General features: G+C 57.5%; 14 protein-coding genes. 8 read left to right on the forward strand and 6 right to left on the reverse strand.

The window, feature by feature from the left end:
- The first annotated feature begins 164 nt into the window (after positions 1-164).
- Positions 165-3,242 (forward strand): CHRD domain-containing protein, encoded by a 3,078-nt coding sequence (locus DRW39_RS01910; RefSeq protein ID WP_116105290.1) that lies wholly within the window; start codon positions 165-167, stop codon positions 3,240-3,242.
- A gap of 125 nt (positions 3,243-3,367) precedes the next feature.
- On the opposite strand, the gene DRW39_RS01915 is transcribed toward DRW39_RS01910, so the two are convergent.
- Positions 3,368-5,065: a T9SS type A sorting domain-containing protein gene (locus DRW39_RS01915; RefSeq protein WP_116105291.1), complete on the reverse strand. Its 1,698-nt coding sequence runs from the start codon at positions 5,063-5,065 to the stop codon at positions 3,368-3,370.
- A gap of 230 nt (positions 5,066-5,295) precedes the next feature.
- Here DRW39_RS01915 and dnaK point away from each other — a divergent pair, with 230 nt between their 5' ends.
- Positions 5,296-7,230 carry a molecular chaperone DnaK gene (gene dnaK / locus DRW39_RS01920; protein ID WP_116105292.1) on the forward strand — a complete coding sequence of 645 codons (1,935 nt, stop codon included), beginning with the start codon at positions 5,296-5,298 and terminating at the stop codon, positions 7,228-7,230.
- A 77-nt stretch (positions 7,231-7,307) separates the two neighbouring features.
- Here the strand turns inward: dnaK and DRW39_RS01925 are convergent, their stop codons facing one another.
- Positions 7,308-7,559, reverse strand: a complete 252-nt coding sequence (locus DRW39_RS01925; RefSeq protein WP_157975863.1) for a hypothetical protein — start codon at positions 7,557-7,559, stop codon at positions 7,308-7,310.
- Positions 7,528-7,785, reverse strand: a complete 258-nt coding sequence (locus tag DRW39_RS01930; RefSeq protein ID WP_116105294.1) for a hypothetical protein — start codon at positions 7,783-7,785, stop codon at positions 7,528-7,530. The genes DRW39_RS01925 and DRW39_RS01930 overlap by 32 nt, the downstream gene beginning before the upstream one ends.
- Positions 7,786-7,924: 139 nt before the next feature.
- Here DRW39_RS01930 and DRW39_RS01935 point away from each other — a divergent pair, with 139 nt between their 5' ends.
- From DRW39_RS01935 to DRW39_RS01960, 6 genes are all read left to right on the forward strand, one after another.
- A complete protein-coding gene (locus DRW39_RS01935; RefSeq protein WP_116105295.1) occupies positions 7,925-9,301 on the forward strand; it encodes a glycosyl hydrolase in 1,377 nt (458 codons plus the stop codon).
- 10 nt (positions 9,302-9,311) lie between these two features.
- Positions 9,312-10,133, forward strand: a complete 822-nt coding sequence (locus tag DRW39_RS01940; protein WP_116105296.1) for a sugar phosphate isomerase/epimerase family protein — start codon at positions 9,312-9,314, stop codon at positions 10,131-10,133.
- 98 nt (positions 10,134-10,231) lie between these two features.
- Positions 10,232-11,356: a Gfo/Idh/MocA family protein gene (locus DRW39_RS01945; RefSeq protein ID WP_116105806.1), complete on the forward strand. Its 1,125-nt coding sequence runs from the start codon at positions 10,232-10,234 to the stop codon at positions 11,354-11,356.
- A gap of 3 nt (positions 11,357-11,359) precedes the next feature.
- Complete coding sequence (locus tag DRW39_RS01950; protein WP_116105297.1) at positions 11,360-12,139, forward strand: 3-ketoacyl-ACP reductase; 780 nt, start codon at positions 11,360-11,362, stop codon at positions 12,137-12,139.
- Positions 12,140-12,164: 25 nt separating this feature from the next.
- The gene (locus DRW39_RS01955; RefSeq protein WP_116105298.1) at positions 12,165-12,413 is read left to right on the forward strand and encodes a hypothetical protein; all 249 of its coding nucleotides are present in this window, start codon (positions 12,165-12,167) and stop codon (positions 12,411-12,413) included.
- Positions 12,414-12,416: 3 nt separating this feature from the next.
- Entirely contained in the window at positions 12,417-13,841 is a 1,425-nt protein-coding gene (locus tag DRW39_RS01960) for a sodium:solute symporter (protein WP_116105299.1), read from the forward strand.
- 30 nt (positions 13,842-13,871) lie between these two features.
- Here DRW39_RS01960 and DRW39_RS01965 read toward each other — a convergent pair whose 3' ends face one another.
- The 3 genes from DRW39_RS01965 to DRW39_RS01975 are packed head-to-tail and all read right to left on the reverse strand — an operon-like array spanning position 13,872 to position 20,813.
- Positions 13,872-15,944, reverse strand: a complete 2,073-nt coding sequence (locus DRW39_RS01965; RefSeq protein WP_116105300.1) for a T9SS type A sorting domain-containing protein — start codon at positions 15,942-15,944, stop codon at positions 13,872-13,874.
- A 6-nt stretch (positions 15,945-15,950) separates the two neighbouring features.
- Positions 15,951-17,528: a RagB/SusD family nutrient uptake outer membrane protein gene (locus tag DRW39_RS01970; protein ID WP_198664753.1), complete on the reverse strand. Its 1,578-nt coding sequence runs from the start codon at positions 17,526-17,528 to the stop codon at positions 15,951-15,953.
- Between the two features lie 30 nt (positions 17,529-17,558).
- Entirely contained in the window at positions 17,559-20,813 is a 3,255-nt protein-coding gene (locus DRW39_RS01975; RefSeq protein ID WP_116105302.1) for a SusC/RagA family TonB-linked outer membrane protein, read from the reverse strand.
- Positions 20,814-20,871: the final 58 nt, after the last annotated feature.

The raw sequence follows: 20,871 nt of genomic DNA on the forward strand, positions 1-20,871 counted from the left end.
TGCCAAGCGTTCGCCTGATGTTGAATGTCCGGTAATTATATATTTATTTAATTGATTATCAACTGGGTAGTGCACAAATGCACCGTCCTATGGTTGTTATAAGGAACTGCCCGCCGGAAGGTGATTGCCTGCGGTGGCTTTGATCATGCTTAAACCTTTTATAGATGAAACGATACACCTTTACTCTTTCCCTTTTCCTCCTAATCTTTTTGTTCACCCTCCCGCTGGCTGCCCAGCAGGTACGTGATGGCCGGGCTTTTCTAAGCGGCCAACAGGAAGTCTTACCGGTTGTGACAACCGGCAACGGAACGGTACAGCTTGACTGGACCTTCGACGGAGAGGAAGACCAGGGCACCCTGGTAGTTACCGGTTCCTTTCAGGATCTTACTTCACCCGTTGACACGGACGTTCGAGGCGGGGCGCACATCCACATCGCCTATCCCGGCCGAAATGGCGATATCGAAATTGAACTAACTCCCAGCCTCAGTCAAGATGGCCTCTCCGGTACTTTCGAACCGGAGGAGAATTCCTTTACGGTTGCGCGCACGGATTATGACGGCCTCCAACCCGGGCACGCCTATGTCAATATTCATACCGAAGCTTATCCCGGCGGAGAGATCAGGGGGAACATCGTGGAAGATGCTTACGACGCTTACTTCTACGTCAACCTGTTTGGTAGCAATCAGGTCCCATCCATCATTTCACCCGCGCACGGCGCTCTGCTGTTGGCTCTCGATGGTAATCAACTGACGGTTACGGGATCCTTTGCGGACCTCCAAGACAGCATCGCGACACGCGTAGGAGGTGGGGCTCACCTGCATCTCGGTCTACCGGGTCAGAATGGGGCAGTAGATATTCCACTAGTTGCCACCCTGAACGAAGACAACGACAGCACCGGCGGCACCTTTAATAGTGAAGTAAACACCTTTACGCTCGACGATTCCCAAATGGATGCCCTGATGTCGGGAGGCTACTATGCCAACATACACAGTGATGTGTACCCGAGCGGGGAGATTCGGGGACAGGTCCTACCGCCCGCCACCATTCTTTTCCGCGCTCATCTTTCCGGGGCCAACGACTGGCCCGTCGTTACGACCGGAGCATCCGGACAGGTATTAGGTCACTTTGTTGGTGACAGCCTTCAGGTTATCGGTTCCTTCTCCGACCTGGAAAGCCCGGTAGCCACGTCCATAGCCGGCGGTGCTCACCTGCACACGGGTTGGGCGGGGCAGAACGGTCCGGTAATTATCCCCCTGTCGCTGAATCTCAGCGCAGACTCGCTATCCGCGACTTTTAATCTTTCCGATAACGTATATAAGCCCAATGCAGACCAGATCGAACAACTGGTTGCGCGGGGTATCTACGCGAATATCCACTCCATGATGCACCCCGCCGGCGAAATTCGCGGGCAGATGCTGCCGGAGAGTCAGGCGGTTTTTACCGCTTTCCTGAACGGGAACCAGCAAATCCCGTCCGTTATTTCAACCGGACGCGGAATGGTTAAAGTGGAATGGATGGGCGACTACATCACGGCTTCCGGCAGCTTCCAGGGCCTGATGAGTGATCTAAACACCGCCATTGCCGGTGGCTCCCACCTGCACGCCGGCTACCCCGGACAGAGCGGACCGGTTGTTTACCCACTCGCGGCCAACCAGATGGATGCCGATACGGCGGGGATATATCTGCCCTCCAGCAATCGCTTTATGTTAGGCGAGGGTGGAGCGGATACGCTCACGAATCGTTTCTTCTACGCGAATATTCACTCGATCGACTATCCCGGTGGGGAGATTCGCGGCAGCGTGCTTGCCGAAGCGGAATCCTACTTTCTGGCGCCCCTTTCCGGTGCCAGTCAGCCCGACGGTGTCGTAACGGATGCAACCGGTATGGTTGCCGGCGAAGTAGTGGATTCCACGCTTACCCTGATCGGTTCCTTTAAGGACCTGGATAGCGATTTCGCGGCCGACGTTGCCGGTGGCATGCACCTGCACCGGGCCATCGCCGGATCAAACGGGTCAATCATAGCCCCCATCAACACCGAGATAAATACCGGTAACCGCAGTGGGGAAGTGCTTGCGGACAGCAACCACATCCAGATCAGTAGCGGTATGCTGGATACCCTTCGCTCGCGAATGATCTACGCCAATGTTCACACCGCGGCCAATCGGGGTGGCGCCATCCGCGGACAGATGTTGCCCCTGGCCGGATCCTACTTCCACACCACATTTTCGGGTATGAATGAACCGTCGTATGTGATGTCGACCGCGAGAGGTGGGTTGAAGGCGGAGCTCATCGATACCACACTGATGGTGTCCGGTAGCGTGACCATGCTCGAGGGCGACTTCGACGCTTCCATCGGCGGTGGAGCTCACCTCCACGTCGGCGTAGCCGGTACGAACGGTCCGGTGAGAATTCCTTTGAATGCCGATCCTTCCGAGGATCTAAAGTCAGCCACCTTTACGGTAGATGCTAACACCTTCGCACTCACCCCCGAGCAGGTCGATACCCTGCGAATGGGGATGATGTATGCCAACATCCACACGACGATGGTTCCCAGTGGAGAAGCCCGCGGACAGATGCTGGGAGAATTGAATCTTCCCCCCGCAATGAGTTCGATTCTTTCTCCCGAATCCGGGGACACGCTGACTCTGGAGGGCAACAGCAGCCAGGAATTTCGGGTAACCTACACGCCAGCTACCGATCCGAGTGGGGACATGGTAGTGTACATCTGGCAGCTTGCTACCGACGAAAATTTTGACGACGTGATCTTCGCGGCTAACACCGGACAGGATACCTTCTTCGTGACCGACATTGGTACCGTGGACGTTCTTCTCGACAGTGCCGGAGTGGCCATGGCCGATTCCGCTACGGTGTACCATCGCGTCCTCGCCAGCGACGGCAGCAACTACCGGCCCGGGGAAGCCAGCACGGTACGTTTGGTACGTGGTGAATTGGTAGGCGTACGGAATTTCATCCCCGCAGGATTCACCGGTCGCCTGTATCCCAACCCGATCGGGGCAGGCCAGCAGTTGACCTACGAGCTCAATACCGATGAGCTGTTCAACGGCCGGCTGATGATCTTTAACCAGATCGGCCAACTGCGTCGGGAGATAGATGTCTCCGTCAATGGCGACCGGACGGTATACCCCATCGAAACCGCTGATCTCTCTGCCGGACAGTACTTCGTCACCCTGCGTAACGACGACGGTCAACTGGTACAGACGCTACGGTTTATGCTGCAGTAAGGGAACACATGTAACCCCATCGTTAAAGACCGCTGCGCCGACGAAATCCTTCGTCGGCGCAGCGGTCTTTTAATTACTACCGGCCCGGGAGATTGTGAAAGCCTTTCTACGCAGGCAGGCAGTCATCATTGTTTGATGACGCTGGTCGATCTTACCTCTCCATCGGATGCTAAGCGCAGCATATACGTGCCGCCCGGAAGACGGCTCACGTCCATACTGTGCTGCTTCCGACCGGCGGTTATGCGATGGAAACCGACTTCCCGTCCGACGGCATCGTATAGGAATAAGGTATTCTCTTCCCCGGGCAGACCTGGTGAGGATACATTTAGAATGTCCGTTACGGGATTAGGGAAAACATGCAAAGTAGGGGCGGCTGAAGCAACCGCTTCCGGTTCGTAGCGAAGCTTGCTTACAACTAGCAATTGATCTACTCCTACTTCGGAAATCTGCCTTTGCCCCAGAATAGCGCCTCCGTACAGCGTACTCAGATAAAATTCGTCCGTACCGGTGGTGATCATCGTGACCCAGGTTCCCCGGTAAGCGTCGTAATCGGTGATCTGTTCCGAAGAAAGCAGATTGTCCTGCCGGTCATAGTGGGAAACAATCGCACCGAACGCCGTTCCCTCCAAACCATGCCAAGTGGCGGCTTTGCCTACTCCGCTGACGACGTAACTTTCGTCGGCCAGAAAGACAACGCGGGTGCCGCGTAGATAATCGTGCCGGGCGGCCAGGTCCTGTACCGCCCCGGTTACCGGATCTACCTTTAGGATGAAACCGCCAACGACGTTGCAGTCTTGCAAGTCGGCTGCGGCACTATTTTCCCCGTTTGCCGATCGTATCCCGCCTCCCTGACTGCCGGCGAGGTAAAGATCGCCGTTTGGTGCTTCGGCGAGGTCGCTGAGGTATCCGAATCTTGTCTGGGCCACTTCCCGCAGGTAACGGAGCTCACCGCTCGCGCCGGACAGCAAAGCCAAATGCAGGGGTTTCCAATGATCACCACAACCGTTGATGACGAACTGCCGCCCGGCAGGCCCGAGCGTGACCGCAATTTCTCCGGACCGTATTTCGAGCAGGCCATAGGCGTTTCCTACCGTACCCCATTGCTCGGTCGCACTTATCGTCTTGGTCCAGCGTACGTCGCCTTCCGGAGCGAGCCTGGCCACGAAATAGGCGGGGGATGAGGCAGCCGTGAGCAAAGAATCTCCCAGCGGTGCTTGGAAGTTTTGAAACCGTCCGGTAAGCAGCAGGTCGCCGTCCGCGGTATAGGCTACGGCATCTAAATCCTGCTGGCCCCAATCGAGTAACCGGTGGCTGGTCATCTCACCGGACGCGCTAAGCTCACCGATGAACAACATCACCTGATCATTCCGCGTAGACGCCAGGGTATCCAAGCCGTATACGATCGCTTCGGTGACCGTCCCGACGAGCAGGCTACCCCCGGACGGCCGCGCCAGAACGTGGGGTACGGAAGTGTCGGTATTTCCCAGGGTATAGCGTAAGCCGGAGAAGCGCTTTATCCACCCAGGTCGACCGGCCGGATCGATTTGCCCGACGAAAAAGTTCGTTCCGTCCTCTCCGGTGGAGGATAGATCTTCTTCGCCGAGTATGAGGTCCTTTTGGTTTCCGCTCGCGGATAATCCGGTAAAGTAGACTTCGCCCAGGCTGCCGACGGCCAGGCGAGGGTACTCCAGAAAGGGAATACTGTGCCCTGAGCCGTTGTGACGGTCTCGGATCGATACCGCCCATTCGAGTGAGGGCTGCGCAGAAAGTACGCCGCCGGCGAGGAAGCAAGCGGAGACAAACAGCACAAGAATGTGGGGCATAGGCGGATATAGCGAGTATGGGATATCGAATGTACGACGCCGGCCAATAGGCACCACTGACTATTTTCTGACAAATTGTCAATCGTTCGACATGGCATTCTGACAATTATTGTTGTGCCCGCGCTTCAGCCCGCAAATGCGGCAGAAATCAGGAACGCTAGACAATGGCACGGTCATTGCACTTAAGGGGGCGACAGTTTTTGTCAAGCAAAATTTATAAAAACAATCGTATGAGCAAGATTATCGGAATTGATTTAGGTACGACTAACTCATGCGTGGCAGTAATGGAGGGCAACGAGCCCACCGTGATCTATAACGACGAGGGACGTAACACCACGCCTTCGATCGTGGCGTTCCTGGATGCCGGTGAACGCAAGATCGGGGAGCCCGCCAAGCGGCAGGCCATTACCAACCCCACGCGGACGGTCGCATCCATTAAGCGGTACATGGGACAGCGCTTCGACGAAGTACAAAGCGAAGTCGACCGCAGCGCCTATAAAGTAGTAAAGGGTGATAACGGCCTCGCGCAGGTCGAGATTGACGGACGTAAGTATACGCCCCAGGAGATCAGCGCCATGGTCCTCCAGAAAATGAAAAAGATCGCCGAGGATTTCCTCGGTAGCGAAGTAACCGAAGCCGTCGTTACGGTGCCGGCCTACTTCAACGACTCCCAGCGTCAGGCCACCAAGGAGGCCGGTGAAGTCGCCGGACTCAACGTCCGCCGCATCATCAATGAGCCGACGGCCGCCGCATTGGCTTACGGTCTGGACAAGCGGAGTAAGGATATGACCATCGCGGTATATGACCTCGGTGGTGGTACGTTCGATATCTCGATCCTGGACCTCGGTGAAGGCGTATTCGAGGTGAAGTCCACCAACGGTGACACTCACCTGGGTGGTGACGACTTCGACCGCGTACTCATCGATTTTCTGGCCGACGAATTCAAGAAGCAGGAAAACATGGACCTGAAGAAGGATCCCATGGCTCTCCAGCGCCTGAAGGAAGCCGCCGAGAAAGCGAAGATCGAGCTGTCGAGCTCCATGGAAACGGAAGTCAATCTTCCCTACATTACCGCTGTAGACGGCGTGCCCAAGCACTTGGTTGTCAAAATCAGCCGTTCTAAATTCGAGCAGTTGGCCGACCAGCTGGTACAGCGTACCCTGGAGCCCTGTAAGAAAGCCATGACCGACGCCGGTGTCAGCAACAGCGACATCGACGAAGTCATCCTCGTAGGTGGTTCGACCCGTATCCCCGCCATCCAGGATGCCGTCGAGAAGTTCTTCGGTAAAAAGGCGAATAAGAGCGTGAACCCCGACGAAGTAGTCGCCATCGGTGCTGCTATCCAGGGTGGTGTACTGAGCGGCGACGTACAGGATGTACTGCTGCTGGACGTTACCCCGCTTAGCCTCGGCATCGAAACCATGGGTGGTGTCTTTGACACCGTGATCGAGTCGAACAGCACGATCCCCGTTAAGAAGTCCAAGGTGTACTCCACCGCCAGTGACAATCAGCCCTCCGTGGAGATTCACGTTCTGCAGGGTGCCCGCCAGATGGCCAAAGACAACCGCCCCATAGGACGCTTTGTCCTCGGTGACATTCCCCCCGCCCCCCGCGGCGTCCCCCAGATCGAAGTAACCTTCGATATGGATGCTAACGGTATCCTCAGCGTGACCGCTAAGGATAAGGGTACGGGTAAGGAGCAATCCATTAAGATCGAGGCTGGTACCGGTCTAAGCAAGGACGACATCGAGCGCATGAAGGCCGAAGCCGCAGCCAATGAGGAGGCGGACAAGGAAGCCCGCGAGCGCATCGAGAAGTTGAACGGTGCCGACCAACTCGTCTTCCAGACCGAGAAGCAGCTGAAGGAATTCGGTGAAAAGATCCCGGCCGAGAAGAAGACCGCCATCGAAACCAGCCTCAACGATCTGCGCGAGGCCCACAAAGCCGAGGATATCGCTAAGATCGATGCCGCAACCGAAGCACTGACCGCTGCCTGGAACGCCGCCAGCCAGGATATGTACCAGGGCCAGCAGGAGCCCGGAGCCAACCCAAATGCGGGTGCCGGTGATCCCGGAGCAGGAGCTGGTGCCGGAGCAGGCAACACCGGAAAAGGTGGAGCCGACGATGTCCAGGACGTCGAGTTCGAGGAAGTCGAAGGGAAGTAAGTACCTGCCAAATCGCAAGATCACAAGCCCTCCAGCCTATGGCCGGGGGGCTTTTTTGTTTTAGTAGCACATATAGCTCAAGTCCAGAAATTTGCCGCTTTATAGACCCTGTCATCGCCCTTCCGGGCTGCCTCGTCACGGCGCAGGTTGTGGTCAATACATTTCGTGTAGGCCGCGGCAACCGTTCCATACGCTTCGGACGTAAGATGAAGCTCATCGTACCAGTCGTCCTCGGATCGGGCCACTCCGCGGCAATCGATGTGATACACATTCGGCAACCCGTCAAAGCGGGCCAGCTTAATCAACATTTCGTTGAACTCCGTAATCATCGCATACACGATAGCAATCCTTTAACTTGAACTTGCCGTAAGGGCCGTATTCCACATCATCGAGCAATGCATAGACGGTATCCAAATCGGCTTTCATATCGTCGGCGCTGCCACTACCAAAGGATGCATTTAGGTCGATGTCGTAGTAGCTCCAATTCAGACCTTCGATGCGGTTAAGGAGTACGTCCTGAAGAATGGCGGTGTTTTGCTTGCTGGTAAGTCGCATGAAATAACCTTTTAGGCTTTATATAAGATCCACGCCAATAGTTACCCGACCCCAAGGACTCTATATGGTGTCCCTAAAGTCCTACCGGCAACCGGGTGTTAAGACTGCTTCGATTATATTAGCCTCAGAAGTCGATTACATGCACATTGAAGAAGGGGTCCATTTGGGCGACCTCAAAGAGCGAATGGACCGGTTCTGGCAATTGTCGGGTCAAAAGATCGAATCCATCAACAACACCTACGACCACGCACAGGGCACCCCGGTCTACACCGCCGCCGGTAAATACACCACCCGTGGCTGGACCGAGTGGACGCAGGGTTTCGAATACGGCTCGGCGATCCTGCAATTCGACGCGACGGGAGATGATGAATTTCTGGAGATTGGCCGACGGGGGACGGTGGAGAAGATGGCCAGCCACGTTAGCCACTTCGGCGTCCACGATCACGGCTTCAATAACGTCAGTACCTACGGTAACCTCCTGCGGCTCATGCGGGAGGGTAAGGTTCCAGAACAAGATTGGGAACGGAATTTCTACGAGATGGCCCTCAAGATCAGCGGTTCCGTGCAGGCTCGCCGGTGGTCACCAATCAACGGCGGGGGAGGGTATCTCTACTCCTTTAATGGTCCGCATTCCTTGTTTGTGGATACCATCCGCACCGTACGCGCGCTGTGCGTCAGCCGTGAAATGGGTCATTCCCTGATGGGGGATAACGATCTTAACACCAGTCTGTTGGAGCGTGCGATCGAACACGGTAAAGCAACAGCCAAATACGCGATTTACTACGGCGAAGGTCGCGACAGCTACGACGAGTGGGGACGAACGGCCCACGAAAGCATCTTCAACGTGAACGACGGCAACTACCGCTGTCCGAATGCCCAACAGGGATTCTCCGGCTTTACGACGTGGACGCGCGGACTCGCTTGGGCGATGCTGGGGTTCGCCGAGCAACTACAATACCTTCGGACGCTCGATGCCGCCGACCTGGACGCGTACGGCGGTTTTGCCGCCATCGAGGCCATCTACCTGAAGGCCGCCCGGGCCACCTGCGATTTTTACATCGCCAACTCAGCCAGCGACGGCATACCTTACTGGGATACCGGTGCCCCTCAGTTGCACCGCCTAGGCGACTACACCGAACGGCCCGCGGACCCCTTCAACGAATTTGAACCGGTCGATAGCTCAGCCGCGGCTATCGGCTGCCAGGGCCTGTTGCGCCTGGGACGGTATTTACGCAACGGCTTTTCCAGGGACGCGGACCGCTACTTTCAGGCGGGGCTGACCGTCCTCCATACCTTGCTGGACGAACCGTACATGAGTACCGATCCGGATCACCAGGGATTGATCCTCCATTCGATTTACCACCGTCCGAATGGCTGGGACTATGTCCACGGAGGGGCTAAAATTCCCTACGGCGAATCCAGCATGTGGGGCGATTACCACGTCCGCGAAGCGGTCCTCTACGCGGGTCGGTTGCTGGATGGTAAAGACTATCACTTTTACGACTGCGTCCGCTAAGCCTCCGATCATGCCCCACGATCTATCCCGGCTGTGCATTCACAGTATCACGACCAAACCCTGGCCGCTGGCCACGGCCCTCGAGCGCTACGCAGCAGCTGGGGTCGGAGGCATAAGTATCTGGCAGGATGCCGCCCAGGCCACGGGCCTTCCCGAAACGCGGCGCTTACTTGACGCCTCACCGGTTGAGGTCGTCAGTTACGTACGCGGTGGATTCTTTCCGCACAGCAGCCCGGCTGCCCGGGAACAGGCCGTGACCGACAACCGGAAAATGATCGATGAGGCCGCAGAGATCGGCGCGCCGCTCCTGGTGCTGGTCTGCGGAGCGGAACCGGCGCAGTCATTGACCGAAAGCCGCGAACAGATTCGGGAGGGAATCGAACGCCTAATTCCCCACGCCACCGCCAGCGGGGTACGCTTAGCCATCGAGCCGCTGCACCCGATGTACGCCGACACCCGGTCTGCCATCAATACCCTCAACCAGGCGAATGACCTGGCCGAGACCATAGATCATGATGCCGTAGGCGTGGCAGTGGATGTCTACCATTTGTGGTGGGACGACCGCTTAAAGGCTCAAATCCTGCGCTGCGGCGCCCAAAATAACCTGTACGCCTTTCATATCTGCGACTGGAAAGTACCCACTATGGATATGTTGCTCGACCGCGGGCTGATGGGGGAGGGCTGCATCGACCTGCCGCTTATCCGCTCCTGGGTCGAGGCGGCCGGCTTCGACGGGTACCACGAAGTGGAGATCTTTTCCGAAACGCACTGGGCTAAGGACCAGGACTGCTATCTGGAAGAAATTATCAGCGCGTACCGCGAAAAATCCTGAATTTAAAAGCCACGACAAAATCTAGCACCTTGGAAAAATCAATCGGACTCGCCGTTCTACCCGACACCGATCAGCAACGTCATACCGTAGGCATCATCATGAACGGGGTAACCGGTCGAATGGGGACGAACCAGCACCTGTTGCGCTCCATCGTCGCGATCCGGGAACAGGGAGGCATCGCCACGCCGGACGGGGGAACAGTCTACCCGGAACCGATCCTGGTGGGCCGCAATCTGGAAAAGCTGCGTGCACTCGGCGAGCGCACAGGCATCGATCGAATGACAACTAAGCTGGACGAAGCACTAGCCGATGACTTTTACCAGATTTACTTCGACGCGCAAATCACCGGGCGACGGTACGCCGCGGTCAAGAAAGCCATCGCTGCCGGCAAGCATGTGTACTGTGAGAAGCCCACGGGTACGAGCCTGGAGAAAGCCCTCGATTTATACCGCCTGGCGGAAGCGGCGGGCGTGAAGCATGGGGTAGTGCAGGATAAACTCTGGTTGCCGGGACTGCGCAAACTGAAGCGGCTGATGGAGGCCGACTTTTTTGGCGACATCCTGAGCGTGCGGGGGGACTTCGGCTACTGGGTATTCGAAGGGACCAGCATTCCCGCCCAAAGACCGAGCTGGAATTACCGTAAGGAGGACGACGGCGGTATCATGGTGGATATGCTCTGCCACTGGCGCTACGTGCTCGACAATTTATTCGGGGACGTGAAGAGCGTATTCTGCCTGGGCGCCACCCATATCCCGAAGCGGGTAGACGAGCGTGGAGACACCTACTCCGCCACCGCCGACGATGCCGCCTACGCCGTCTTCGAGCTGGCCGGCGGCGTAGTGGCCCAATTTAATTCCAGTTGGGTGACCCGCGTGCGCCGCGACGATTTACTCACTATTCAGGTGGACGGTACCCGTGGATCCGCCGTTGCCGGGCTAAGAGAGTGCCGCATCCAGCATTATGGCAATACCCCGAAGCCCGTCTGGAACCCGGACATCCCCCAACCCATCGACTTTTACGCAGACTGGGCCACCGTGCCGGAGCAGGAGCCCTACGCAAATGCCTTCCGGGCCCAATGGGAACTATTCCTGAAACACGTGGTACTGGACACTCCCTTCCCCTACGGTTTGTTGGAGGGCGCGAAGGGTGTTCAACTTGCGGAGTTGGGGCTGAAGAGCTGGGAAGAGCGCTGTATGCTGCCGGTCAACCAACTAAACGTCTGACCGATGGCCGCACACCACACCGCTTTCGTGACGGGGGGCAGCCGGGGCATCGGGCTGGGCATCGTACGGTCGCTCATCGGCCAGGGGTACGAAGTGGCGCTAAACGGCGTCCGTGCGGAGCGCGACATCGGCGATCTGCTGGCGGAGCTCAGGGAGTCCTCCGAGCGCGACGTCCACTACGTACAGGGGAACGTCGGCGATACCGAGGAACGGGAGCGTATCGTAGACGAAGTTTACGGTAAACTGGGTCACCTGAACGTGCTGGTCAATAACGCGGGCGTGGCACCCCGCGAGCGCGGGGATTTACTCGACATGTCGGAACATAGCTATGACCGGGTCATGGGAATCAACCTAAAGGGGCCGTTCTTTCTCACCCAGGCCATCGCCCGCCGGATGGTCGCAAACCGCCGGGAGGACGATCACTTTTCGGCCTACGTGATCAACGTTGGTTCCATCTCCGCCACGGTAGCCAGTATCAACCGCGGACAGTACTGTACGTCCAAGGCGGGTATGGGGATGATGACGCAGCTTTTCGCCGCCCGGCTGGCCGGGGAGGGCATACCCGTGTACGAGCTACGCCCCGGAATCATCAAAACGGACATGACCAGTGCGGTAACCGAAAAGTACGACCGGCTGATCGCGGACGGTCTGACCCTGCAACCGAGATGGGGAACGCCAAAGGATGTCGGGCGGGCCGTAGCCGCCCTCGTGCGCGGAGACTTTCCCTATTCCACCGGGCAGGTCATCATGATCGACGGTGGACTCACTATCCCCAGACTCTGAACGGAAACGCTATATTCAAGCAGGCATGGCAGAAACGAAGAAGCATACGGGGTGGACGATTTGCTGCGCGCTTGCCATCATCATCATGCTGACGGCATTTACGCCGCTATTTCTGCCGGCCGGGGAGTCGGAACCCCGCCTTGCGGGCATGCCGTACACCCTCTGGAGCGGCATCGGACTATGTATGGTGATGGTCGTACTGACCGCCGTCGCAACCATCGTCCATCCCGGCGGACGCAGGAAGGTGGAGACCGCAGACAACGAACCGGCCTAACCTATGCTACAATCCCTGATCATTGTCGGATGCGTCTATGTGGCATTGCTCATCGGGGTTTCCGTCTGGCAGCGGCGCATCAACGAGGACAGCCGCGACTACCTGCTGGCGGGCGGTAGCCTGAATAGCATCCTGGGGCTATTCACCTTCGCCGCCACGCTATTCAGCACTTTTACGCTGCTTGGAATGCCCGACCTCTTTCGCGTCAACGGGGTAGGGGCCTGGCACTTTCTGGCCGTAAGCGATATGGCACTGATCTTCGGCGTGATCTGGGTCGGATACCACTTCCGGCGTGTTGCCCTACGCCAGGGTTATTGGGGCATGGCCGGGTTTCTCAACTTGCGCTACGGTAACCGCCTGGCGGGTGCGGTGGCGTTTTTCGGCGTTTTTGTGTTCCTCATCCCCTACGTCGCTATCCAGATAAAGGGCGTTTCGGATTTCGTAGCCCTGGCCTTTCCCGGCTTCCTGCCCGTCTGGGCCTGGTCGGTGGGCCTGGTCGCCATCATGTTACTGTACAGTGAGCTCGGCGGCCTGAAGGCAATCATCTACAACGACGCGATCCAGGGGCTCATCCTCCTGGTGGTCATCTGGATCGTGGGGCTGAGCTGCCTGGGTCAGGTGGGCGGACTCGAGGCCGGTTACGCTACGCTGGAAGCGCGGGAGCCGGCGCTGCTGAGCGTACCGGGCCCGAACGGATTGTTCACCCCGCAATTTCTCATCGGCTCGGCGGTAGCTATCCTGATGATCCCCTTTACCCAGCCGCAGGTCAGCATTCGCCTGGCCATCATGGAAACCGACCGGGCAATGTACCGCATGGCCGTCGGAGTGGGTGTATTCGCCATTCTGGTCATCCTGCCCACGGCCTTTATCGGTCTTTACGGCTCGATCCGCTACCCCGATCTGACCGCCTTCGAGTTTTTACACCGGGCCCTGGTCGTTGACCAGCCTTCCACCCTGGCCGCCTTCGTACTTATCGGTTTGCTCGCGGCAGCTATCTCTACGGCCGATTCGCAGATCTTCGCGCTGGGCACCGAGCTGCGCTCCCTCATGAATTCCGATGACGACCGGGCAATGCTGCGGTTGACTAAAGTCGGTATCGTCGTCTTCGCCCTACTGGCGCTGAGTTTCAGTCTGATCGCGGGCGATCAACTGGCGCTCCTGGCCCGCACGAGTTTCGCGGGAACCGCCCTGCTGGCGCCTATGATCTTCACGGGCATTTTTGCGCGTCGGGGGGCTGGTGGCACGCTGCTGCCGGTTGCTACGCTGCTTGCCATCCTCCTTTTTCTGTTCTCCCTCCTCGGCTTCATTCCCGAAGCATTGGCGGGACTCCGGGTGGACTTGCTTTTGCTCCTGGGCCTTGGCTTATTAGCCGCGGTTTTGGCCGTATTTAGGGGCGGCGGTGCGCAGGATAAGAGCAGTTTGGAATAACAGGAAGAACGGTAATACCCTCGACCATTTCTACTGCTTCACGAGCATGCGGGAGATCGTTCCGCTTGCCGTCTGCACGCGACAAGTGTACAACCCCCGTGGAAGCCCTTCCAGATCGATAGGGAGCCGATGGTTTCCCACCGCTAACCTTTGATTGCACACCGTGCGGAGCAACCTTCCGTTCAGGTCGTGTAGGGAAGCGTGCACCTTTTCTGGCCGGTGGAGCCTGATCGGAAGGGCGGTCATACCACCGGAAGGATTCGGTTCGGGTTGCCCTACTTCTGGGACATCCATAGGAGGAACCCCTGACACCGCGGTGGAAAGCGCGGCACCGGTCAGCGTAACTATCCCGTAAGCGGGAACGGTGACGCTTATTTCCCCGTCGGCCATCGTGACGGTTGATGATGTCCAGTAATTTCCGGAAGCGGAGGTGTAGACGGAAAGTTCGGAATCAGCCGGTGCCGGTCCGGTAAAGCTGATCGCCGGTGTCATGCTTTCCTGGCTGCCGTTAATCAGTACGACCGTTATCATCCCGTCCTTGTCCCGGGTGTATGCGCTAACGTACAGTATCGAATCGGAGGCCGTAGTAGCAACGCGATAGGCCCCGGGCCGGATGTAGCGGAAGAAGTGTTTAGCGGCGTTGTATTTCGCGGACTGATTTCCCTGAGATTCATTGGTTAATCCGAAGTCCGTCACGCTGCCATCCTCTTCACCATCGATAAAGGTCCAATACACCCAGGCGCTTTGGCGGCCCGTAGTGAGGGCTTGGTGAATACGCAGTCCGAGGCTCCAGGCGCCCTGTGAGGGGAAAGCATCGGTCGGAAACAACCAGGCTTCGTTTTCTCCGGACGTTTCGGTCATCCATGACTTTTTGCCGTAGTCGGTAAAGCCGGCAATGCTGTCGGGGATACCTGGCGCGGGACCGTCTTCCCAGCCGTTGGCCCACCAGTCCCAGGAAGTGGAGGTGGCGCCGGAAGCGCTGACGCCGTCGCGGCCGTAGCCGTGGATACAGAAGAAGTCGATGGCGGCGAGCGCAGCGGAATCTTTGGCGATCTCGGTGAGGTAGTGTAAGTTTTTGTGAGTCACGTCGTCCCCGCCTCCGTACTGCCACATTCCGTAGGCGTCATTCCCGAGCAGGTCTTCCGGCCCCATGATCTTTATCTGGCGTAGATCCGGGTGGCGGTCCAGCTCGGCCCGGGCGGCCTTGAGGGCGGCGATGTATTGACTGCTGAGCGGGTAAGTCGCGCTGTTGTAATACTGCTCGAAATTCAATTCATTCTGAATACTGATGGCGTAAAAGCTGACGTCGTGGTACTGCTGGAAGCCCCGCAGATAAGCAGCCAGGCCTCGCGCAAACTGGGTGAGCGCGGAGGTCGGGCCCGTTCCGCCCAGTTCCGTATCGTCGAAGACCGGTAGGGGCTCGTCAGAAACGTCCAGCATGCCGCCGGCGTAGTTTCCGCCCCATACGAAAGGCCAGGGCGTACCCTGTACGGGACCGGGCCACCAGTTTTGATTCCAACTGTTTCCGCTGGATATCTTCAGCCACGGAGCCGGCGACCACATGGAGGCAATCAACTTGAAGTCGCCACTATCCTGTATCGTGGCCTTACCCACCTGGATCAGGTCATTGTCGGTGTACGTGAAGTACGCCTTATTCACATCGATATCCGGCCCCATCACGGCGATCGGTGCGTTATATCCACCGTAGTCCCGCGAGTAGTCATTCGGTCCGGTATAGGTCCGCGCGCGATTCTCTTCCGGCCCGTTCGGATTATCCGGGTCTTCCAGGTTCAGTGGACTATCGGTTCCCCCACCCATAAACCACGGACTGTAGACATTAAGGTCTCCGTAAGGGGAAACGAATTGGGGCACGATGTCCACGCGGTAGATAGACGCGCCCAGGTCATCATAGTAGAGATCGGTGACCCATTCCTCTCTTGACAGGTTGCCGTCCTGAAAGGCGCCGAAGCCATCGATGATCTGCTCTTTCTTGCTTAGATCGACGGTCACCGTTGCTGACTGGGTAAATGCGGGAACCGCCGCGAGGAGCGCGACAAGCGTCAGGGGGATGCGGAAGGAATAGGGTAGGTGCTTATTGATCATGGGTCGTTAGTATCCTGGGTTATTTTCCGAAATCGCGGAGTTGCGGTCTATCTCGGCTTGTGGAATGGGGAGGACCAGATTCTTGGGGTATTCGAACTGGAATTCGGCGGAGAGGTCGGAACTGAAGTAGGCATCGCTGCCGTCCCAATTCTGTAGCGACAGGTCCCCGGCGGCATCGTAGCGCTTTAGGTCGAACCACCGCTTTTCCTTCTCCCCGCACAGTTCGATGATGCGTTCCGCCCGAATCCATTCCAGCACGACCGCCGGGTCAGATTCAGCGGTGTCGTACGCCTCGGGAAGCGTGACGTCCGTGATGGTATCGGAGGTCGCCCAGTTACTTGCCCTTTCCCGTAGCCGGTTCACGAGTTCGATGGCTTCCGGAAGGTTTCCGCCCGAGCGAACCATTCCTTCCGCCGCCAGCAGCATAGCATCGGCGTACCGAAGGATACGAACGTTGTTCTGGGAGGCTGGCCTGCCACTTTGCGTCAGCACCTCCAGGCCTGCCTTTCCGTACTTGGTAAAGCTTCGGTCGTCTTCCGTGAAGTAGGCGATGCGGGGATCGCTGCCGTAGGCATTGAAGATTTTCTCGGTGACGCGCCACGGCGTGCCGACTAAGTTGTTGCGTGCCGCGGTCGGCTCCACGGTGTAGAAACCCCAAAAGGTCGACATCGACTCTACGCCCCTCCAGGCCCCGTCATTGTACAACCAGGGGTTATCTCCCTTGGGCGCAGCGGAAGCCTGAAATTCGAAAAGCGACTCGGAATTGTTTTCCGTCAGCGCGTTGAAGTTGTCGGTATAATTCGGGGTGAGTTCACGCCCCTCTATGTTCTTAAATGCCTCAACGGCTGCCGAATAGTCGGCGGTGTTGCCGGTGTAGTTCCCCCTGAAGACCAGCGCTTTGGTTAGCAGTCCGTAGGCGGCCGGTCGGTTGACTCGTCCGAGATCCCGGGCCTCCCACGATTCGGGCAGGAGCGGTGCCGCGGTTTGCAAATCGGTCACGATCTGGTCGAGCAGGTCCACGCCCTGCGATCGAGGCTGATCGGTATTTTCGCTCGTAAGGCGTTCGTTAATATTCGGTGCGGTCCCGTAAAGATTGAATAGCATGAAGTTGGCCAGTGACCGCAGGAAAAGTGCTTCACCGCGATGCACCTCCAGGAAGGAGGGGTCATCGAAGTTTTCCGGTTCAGCCTGTTCGGTTTTTTGGATCACCAGATTCGACCGTTGCAACAGCTCGTAAGTCTTCTCCCACATATAAGCTACCCGGCCGTCGCTGGGGGAGATCCCGGAAAACAACTCCCACCGGCCGTAGGGCCCGGAAGCCTCCGTTATATCGTCACCCATCAGGTGAAAAACAGGCGCCATATTGGGCGTAGCGGTTGAACCGCCACCGAACCAGTACCAGTCGGTCATTTTGGCGTAGGCGTTGAACAGCGCTCGCTCGAATTCAAGTTCCGTTGAAAAATAGCTGTCCTCCGTCACACCCAGCGGAGGCGTTTCGACCCGTTCGGGATCACAGGCGTAGAAGGTCAGCAGGCAGGCCGCGGCCACGACGGAGGACAGGGAAGTATAGATGCGAAAAGACATGGTGTCGACTTTAACGGTAGGCATGGATGATCAAAACTTGGCGCTTAGTCCGGCGAAAAATCCGCGGGGCAGGGGATAGAGGTCGTTGACGGGGTCAATACCGGACCAGTTGGTGAGGTAGATATTATTCTGGCCACCCACGTAAATGCGGAAGTTGCTGATGAATTCGGTGTTGCCCGTGATGCTGGCGGGCAGGCTGTAGCCGAGTTGCCAGGTGTTCAGCCTGAAGAAAGCGGCGCTCTCCACGAAGCGGTCGGATAAGCGGTTGTTTCCCGCCGGATCGCCAATTATCGCCCGTGGTACGTTCGTATTGGTATTGCTTGGAGTCCACCGGTCCAGGACCAGGGTGGAGCGGGGGTTGATGGCCGAAGTTGTACCGTAAGTCCGGTAGAATTCGTTGATCCGGTCTACATTACCCTCCCCGTAGAAGCTCATGTTCAGGTCGAAGTTCTTCAGCTTCGCGTTTAGGTTGAGTCCGTACGTGTAGCCCGGGATCGTGTTACCGATTTCGGTCTGGTCGTAGCTGTTGATTTGGCCGTCGGGATCCGTGCTGTAATATTCATTCGGGTTTTCCGGGTCGGGATTCCCCCCGATGTCCAGGAAGTACAGGTCGCCGGGCCCCACGAAGGAAGCGTCACCGACGTTGTTGTCCGGGAGATTGGTGTAGAAATCGGTCACTTCCTGGTCGCTCTGGAACATACCGCCCAGCTTATATCCCCAGATGTGGCCGATGCTGCGGCCCTCTTCAACCCGACCGTAGCCCCCCGTGGAAAGGGGTTGCCCGTCGTACAGTTCGAGTACCTTATTTTGGACGAAGGATACGTTTCCACTAACCCCCAGCTCGAGTTGTCCCACACGCTGGGTGTATCCCAGTTGAAGGTCCAATCCCCGATTCTGGACCGATCCGATATTGTAAGCCGGGCTGCTGACTCCCACGGTCGGTGGGAGGTTAACAAACTGCAGGATGTCTTCGGTGGTCCGGTCGTATAACTCGACGGTGGCGTTCACGCGGTTTTCAAAGAGGGCCGCGTCGAAGCCGATGTAGCTGGTGGTTACCGTTTCCCAGGTGAGGTCACGATTCGGAAGGTCGTTGATCGTTACGGCATCCTTATAATTGCCCGTCGGGTCACCATTGCCCGAGCCGAAGGCGTAGGATCCGGTGCCGGCCACCCGGGACAGATAGGCGTAGTTGCCAACGACGGCCTCGTCATTGCCCGCCTGTCCCCATCCGCCCCGGATTTTCAGGTCGGAGAGCCATTCGAGGCCCTGCATGAACGGTTCGCTACTGATTCGCCAGGCACCCGAAACGGCGTAGAAGTTGCCCCAGCGATTCTCGTCCGGGAAACCCGAACTCGCATCGCGCCGGAAGGAGAGATCCAGATAATATTTGTAGGCGTAGTTATAGCCCGCCCGGGCGACGTAGCCGTACCAAAATTTCTGCTGCTGGCCGGAGAATCCGGATACCCGTTCCCGGTTGTCCGGAATGGACACGCGGCGGAAATCGTTGGTAGTCAGGAAATCCGTCCCGATGTCAAGGAAGGGGTTCTTATAGAACTGGTCCTGTATGCCGGCCAGTAAGTTAACCGTGTGTTTTCCAAAGGTACGGTCGTACGTACCCGTAAGATCGATCTGGAAATTGATGAAGCGGTTGTCGCGGTAGTTCAAACTACCCAGCGAACCGCCCCCGCCGAGGGTAGCCGGGTTCTCCGCGTTGATCGTGAAGGGGAAAGCCTCGGTACTCCGGAATTGTTGTCGGGACTGATAGACGTAATCGACGTTCAGGCTTCCGCGAATACTCAGGCCCGTTAGGGGGATCACTTCCACGTACCCCGATCCGGCGTTGCGCTGGAGTTCGTAGCGGCTGTCGTTAATGGCTTCTACCGCGAATACGTTCGTTCGCGTCAGTAGGCCGTACTGGCGCACCTGATTCCACTCGCTTCCACCGTAGTAGTTGTCAAATGGAAGCGCGTACCCGAACCGATTAGCGGGATCGGAGATGGGCTGCCAGGGAGCGGTATTCGCGGCAGTAAATAGATCTGAGCCGCTACTCTCCGCGAACGTCCGCTGAAAGACTCCCCGGTACGTCATCCCCACCCGCAAGAAGTCGGATATAGAGGTGTTCAGGTTTGTCGTCAGGTTATACCGCCGTAGGTCACTGCCGAAAATGTTGCTTTCCTGGTCGAAGAAGGCCAGCGATACGTAATAATCGGCCGACTCCGATGCACCGGATACCTTCAGATTGTAGTTCTGCGTCAGGGCGTTATCCACCGTGACGGCATCCTGCCAGTCATAAAAGGTGGCGTTGTCTCCGATATAGTAGGCGCTTTGGGGATCCAGTTGCGGGTTGAAGTTATTGAGGCGGGCTCCTTCGTTTTCCTCGGTCCGTCCGTAAAGTTCATCCTCGATGGACACATCGGGATTTGCGGAGTTGGTGTACAATTCCCGTACGTAATTCAGGTAGTCGGTGGGACCGAGTAGATCGTGCTGGGGAATATTGGAGATCGTATTCTGTACGTTCAGTTCGACGACGGGTCTGCCACGTTTTCCGGTTTTAGTAGTAATCAGAATGACCCCATTCGCCCCCCGGCTACCGTAAATGGCCGCCGCGGAAGCATCCTTGAGGACGGATATGCTGGCGATGTCGTTCGGGTTCACCAACGTCCATAGATTGAGGTTGCCGATGAGGTCCTGGTTGCCGGCACTCGGCGGGTTGATGATCTGCCCGTCGATGACGTAGAGGGGTTGCGCGTCGCCGTTGAAGGTGCCGATGCCGCGGACGAAAATGGAGGGTGGGTCAGATGGGTTTCCGCTGGAATTGATCACGCGAACACCCGTGGTGTTTCCCTGGAGGGCATATTCGGCCGAAGCGAAGGGAACGCGCTCGATCTCCTGCGCGGCTACCGTAGAGATGGATCCCGTCAGATCCCTTCGGCGGCGCTCCTCGCCATAGCCGATGACGACTACTTCGTCCAGTTGGCTGGCTGCGGAGGCCATCTGCAGGTCGATGACCGACTGATTGTTCACGGGTATTTCCTGTGAGGCGTAGCCGGTGTAACTGAATCTGAGCGCGGCATCCGGATCGCCTACGGTCAATTCGTACCGTCCATTCAAATCCGTAACCGTACCCTGGGTGGTGCCGGCCTCCATGACCGTTACCCCGATAAGGGGAGTCTGGTCGGTATCGTCGACTACGGTACCCGATACGGTTATCTGGGCCGAAGCGAGCAGTGAAAGAAGCGCAATGCCTGCCGTCCCGAGAAGGCGATAAGCTGTGTATTTAAGCATGATCGAAAGGTTTCAATACAAGTGAATGATGCGGTCGACGCGTAAAGCCATCCGCTTC

This window comes from Lewinella sp. IMCC34191, from assembly GCF_003390935.1.
GTDB lineage: Bacteria > Bacteroidota > Bacteroidia > Chitinophagales > Saprospiraceae > Neolewinella.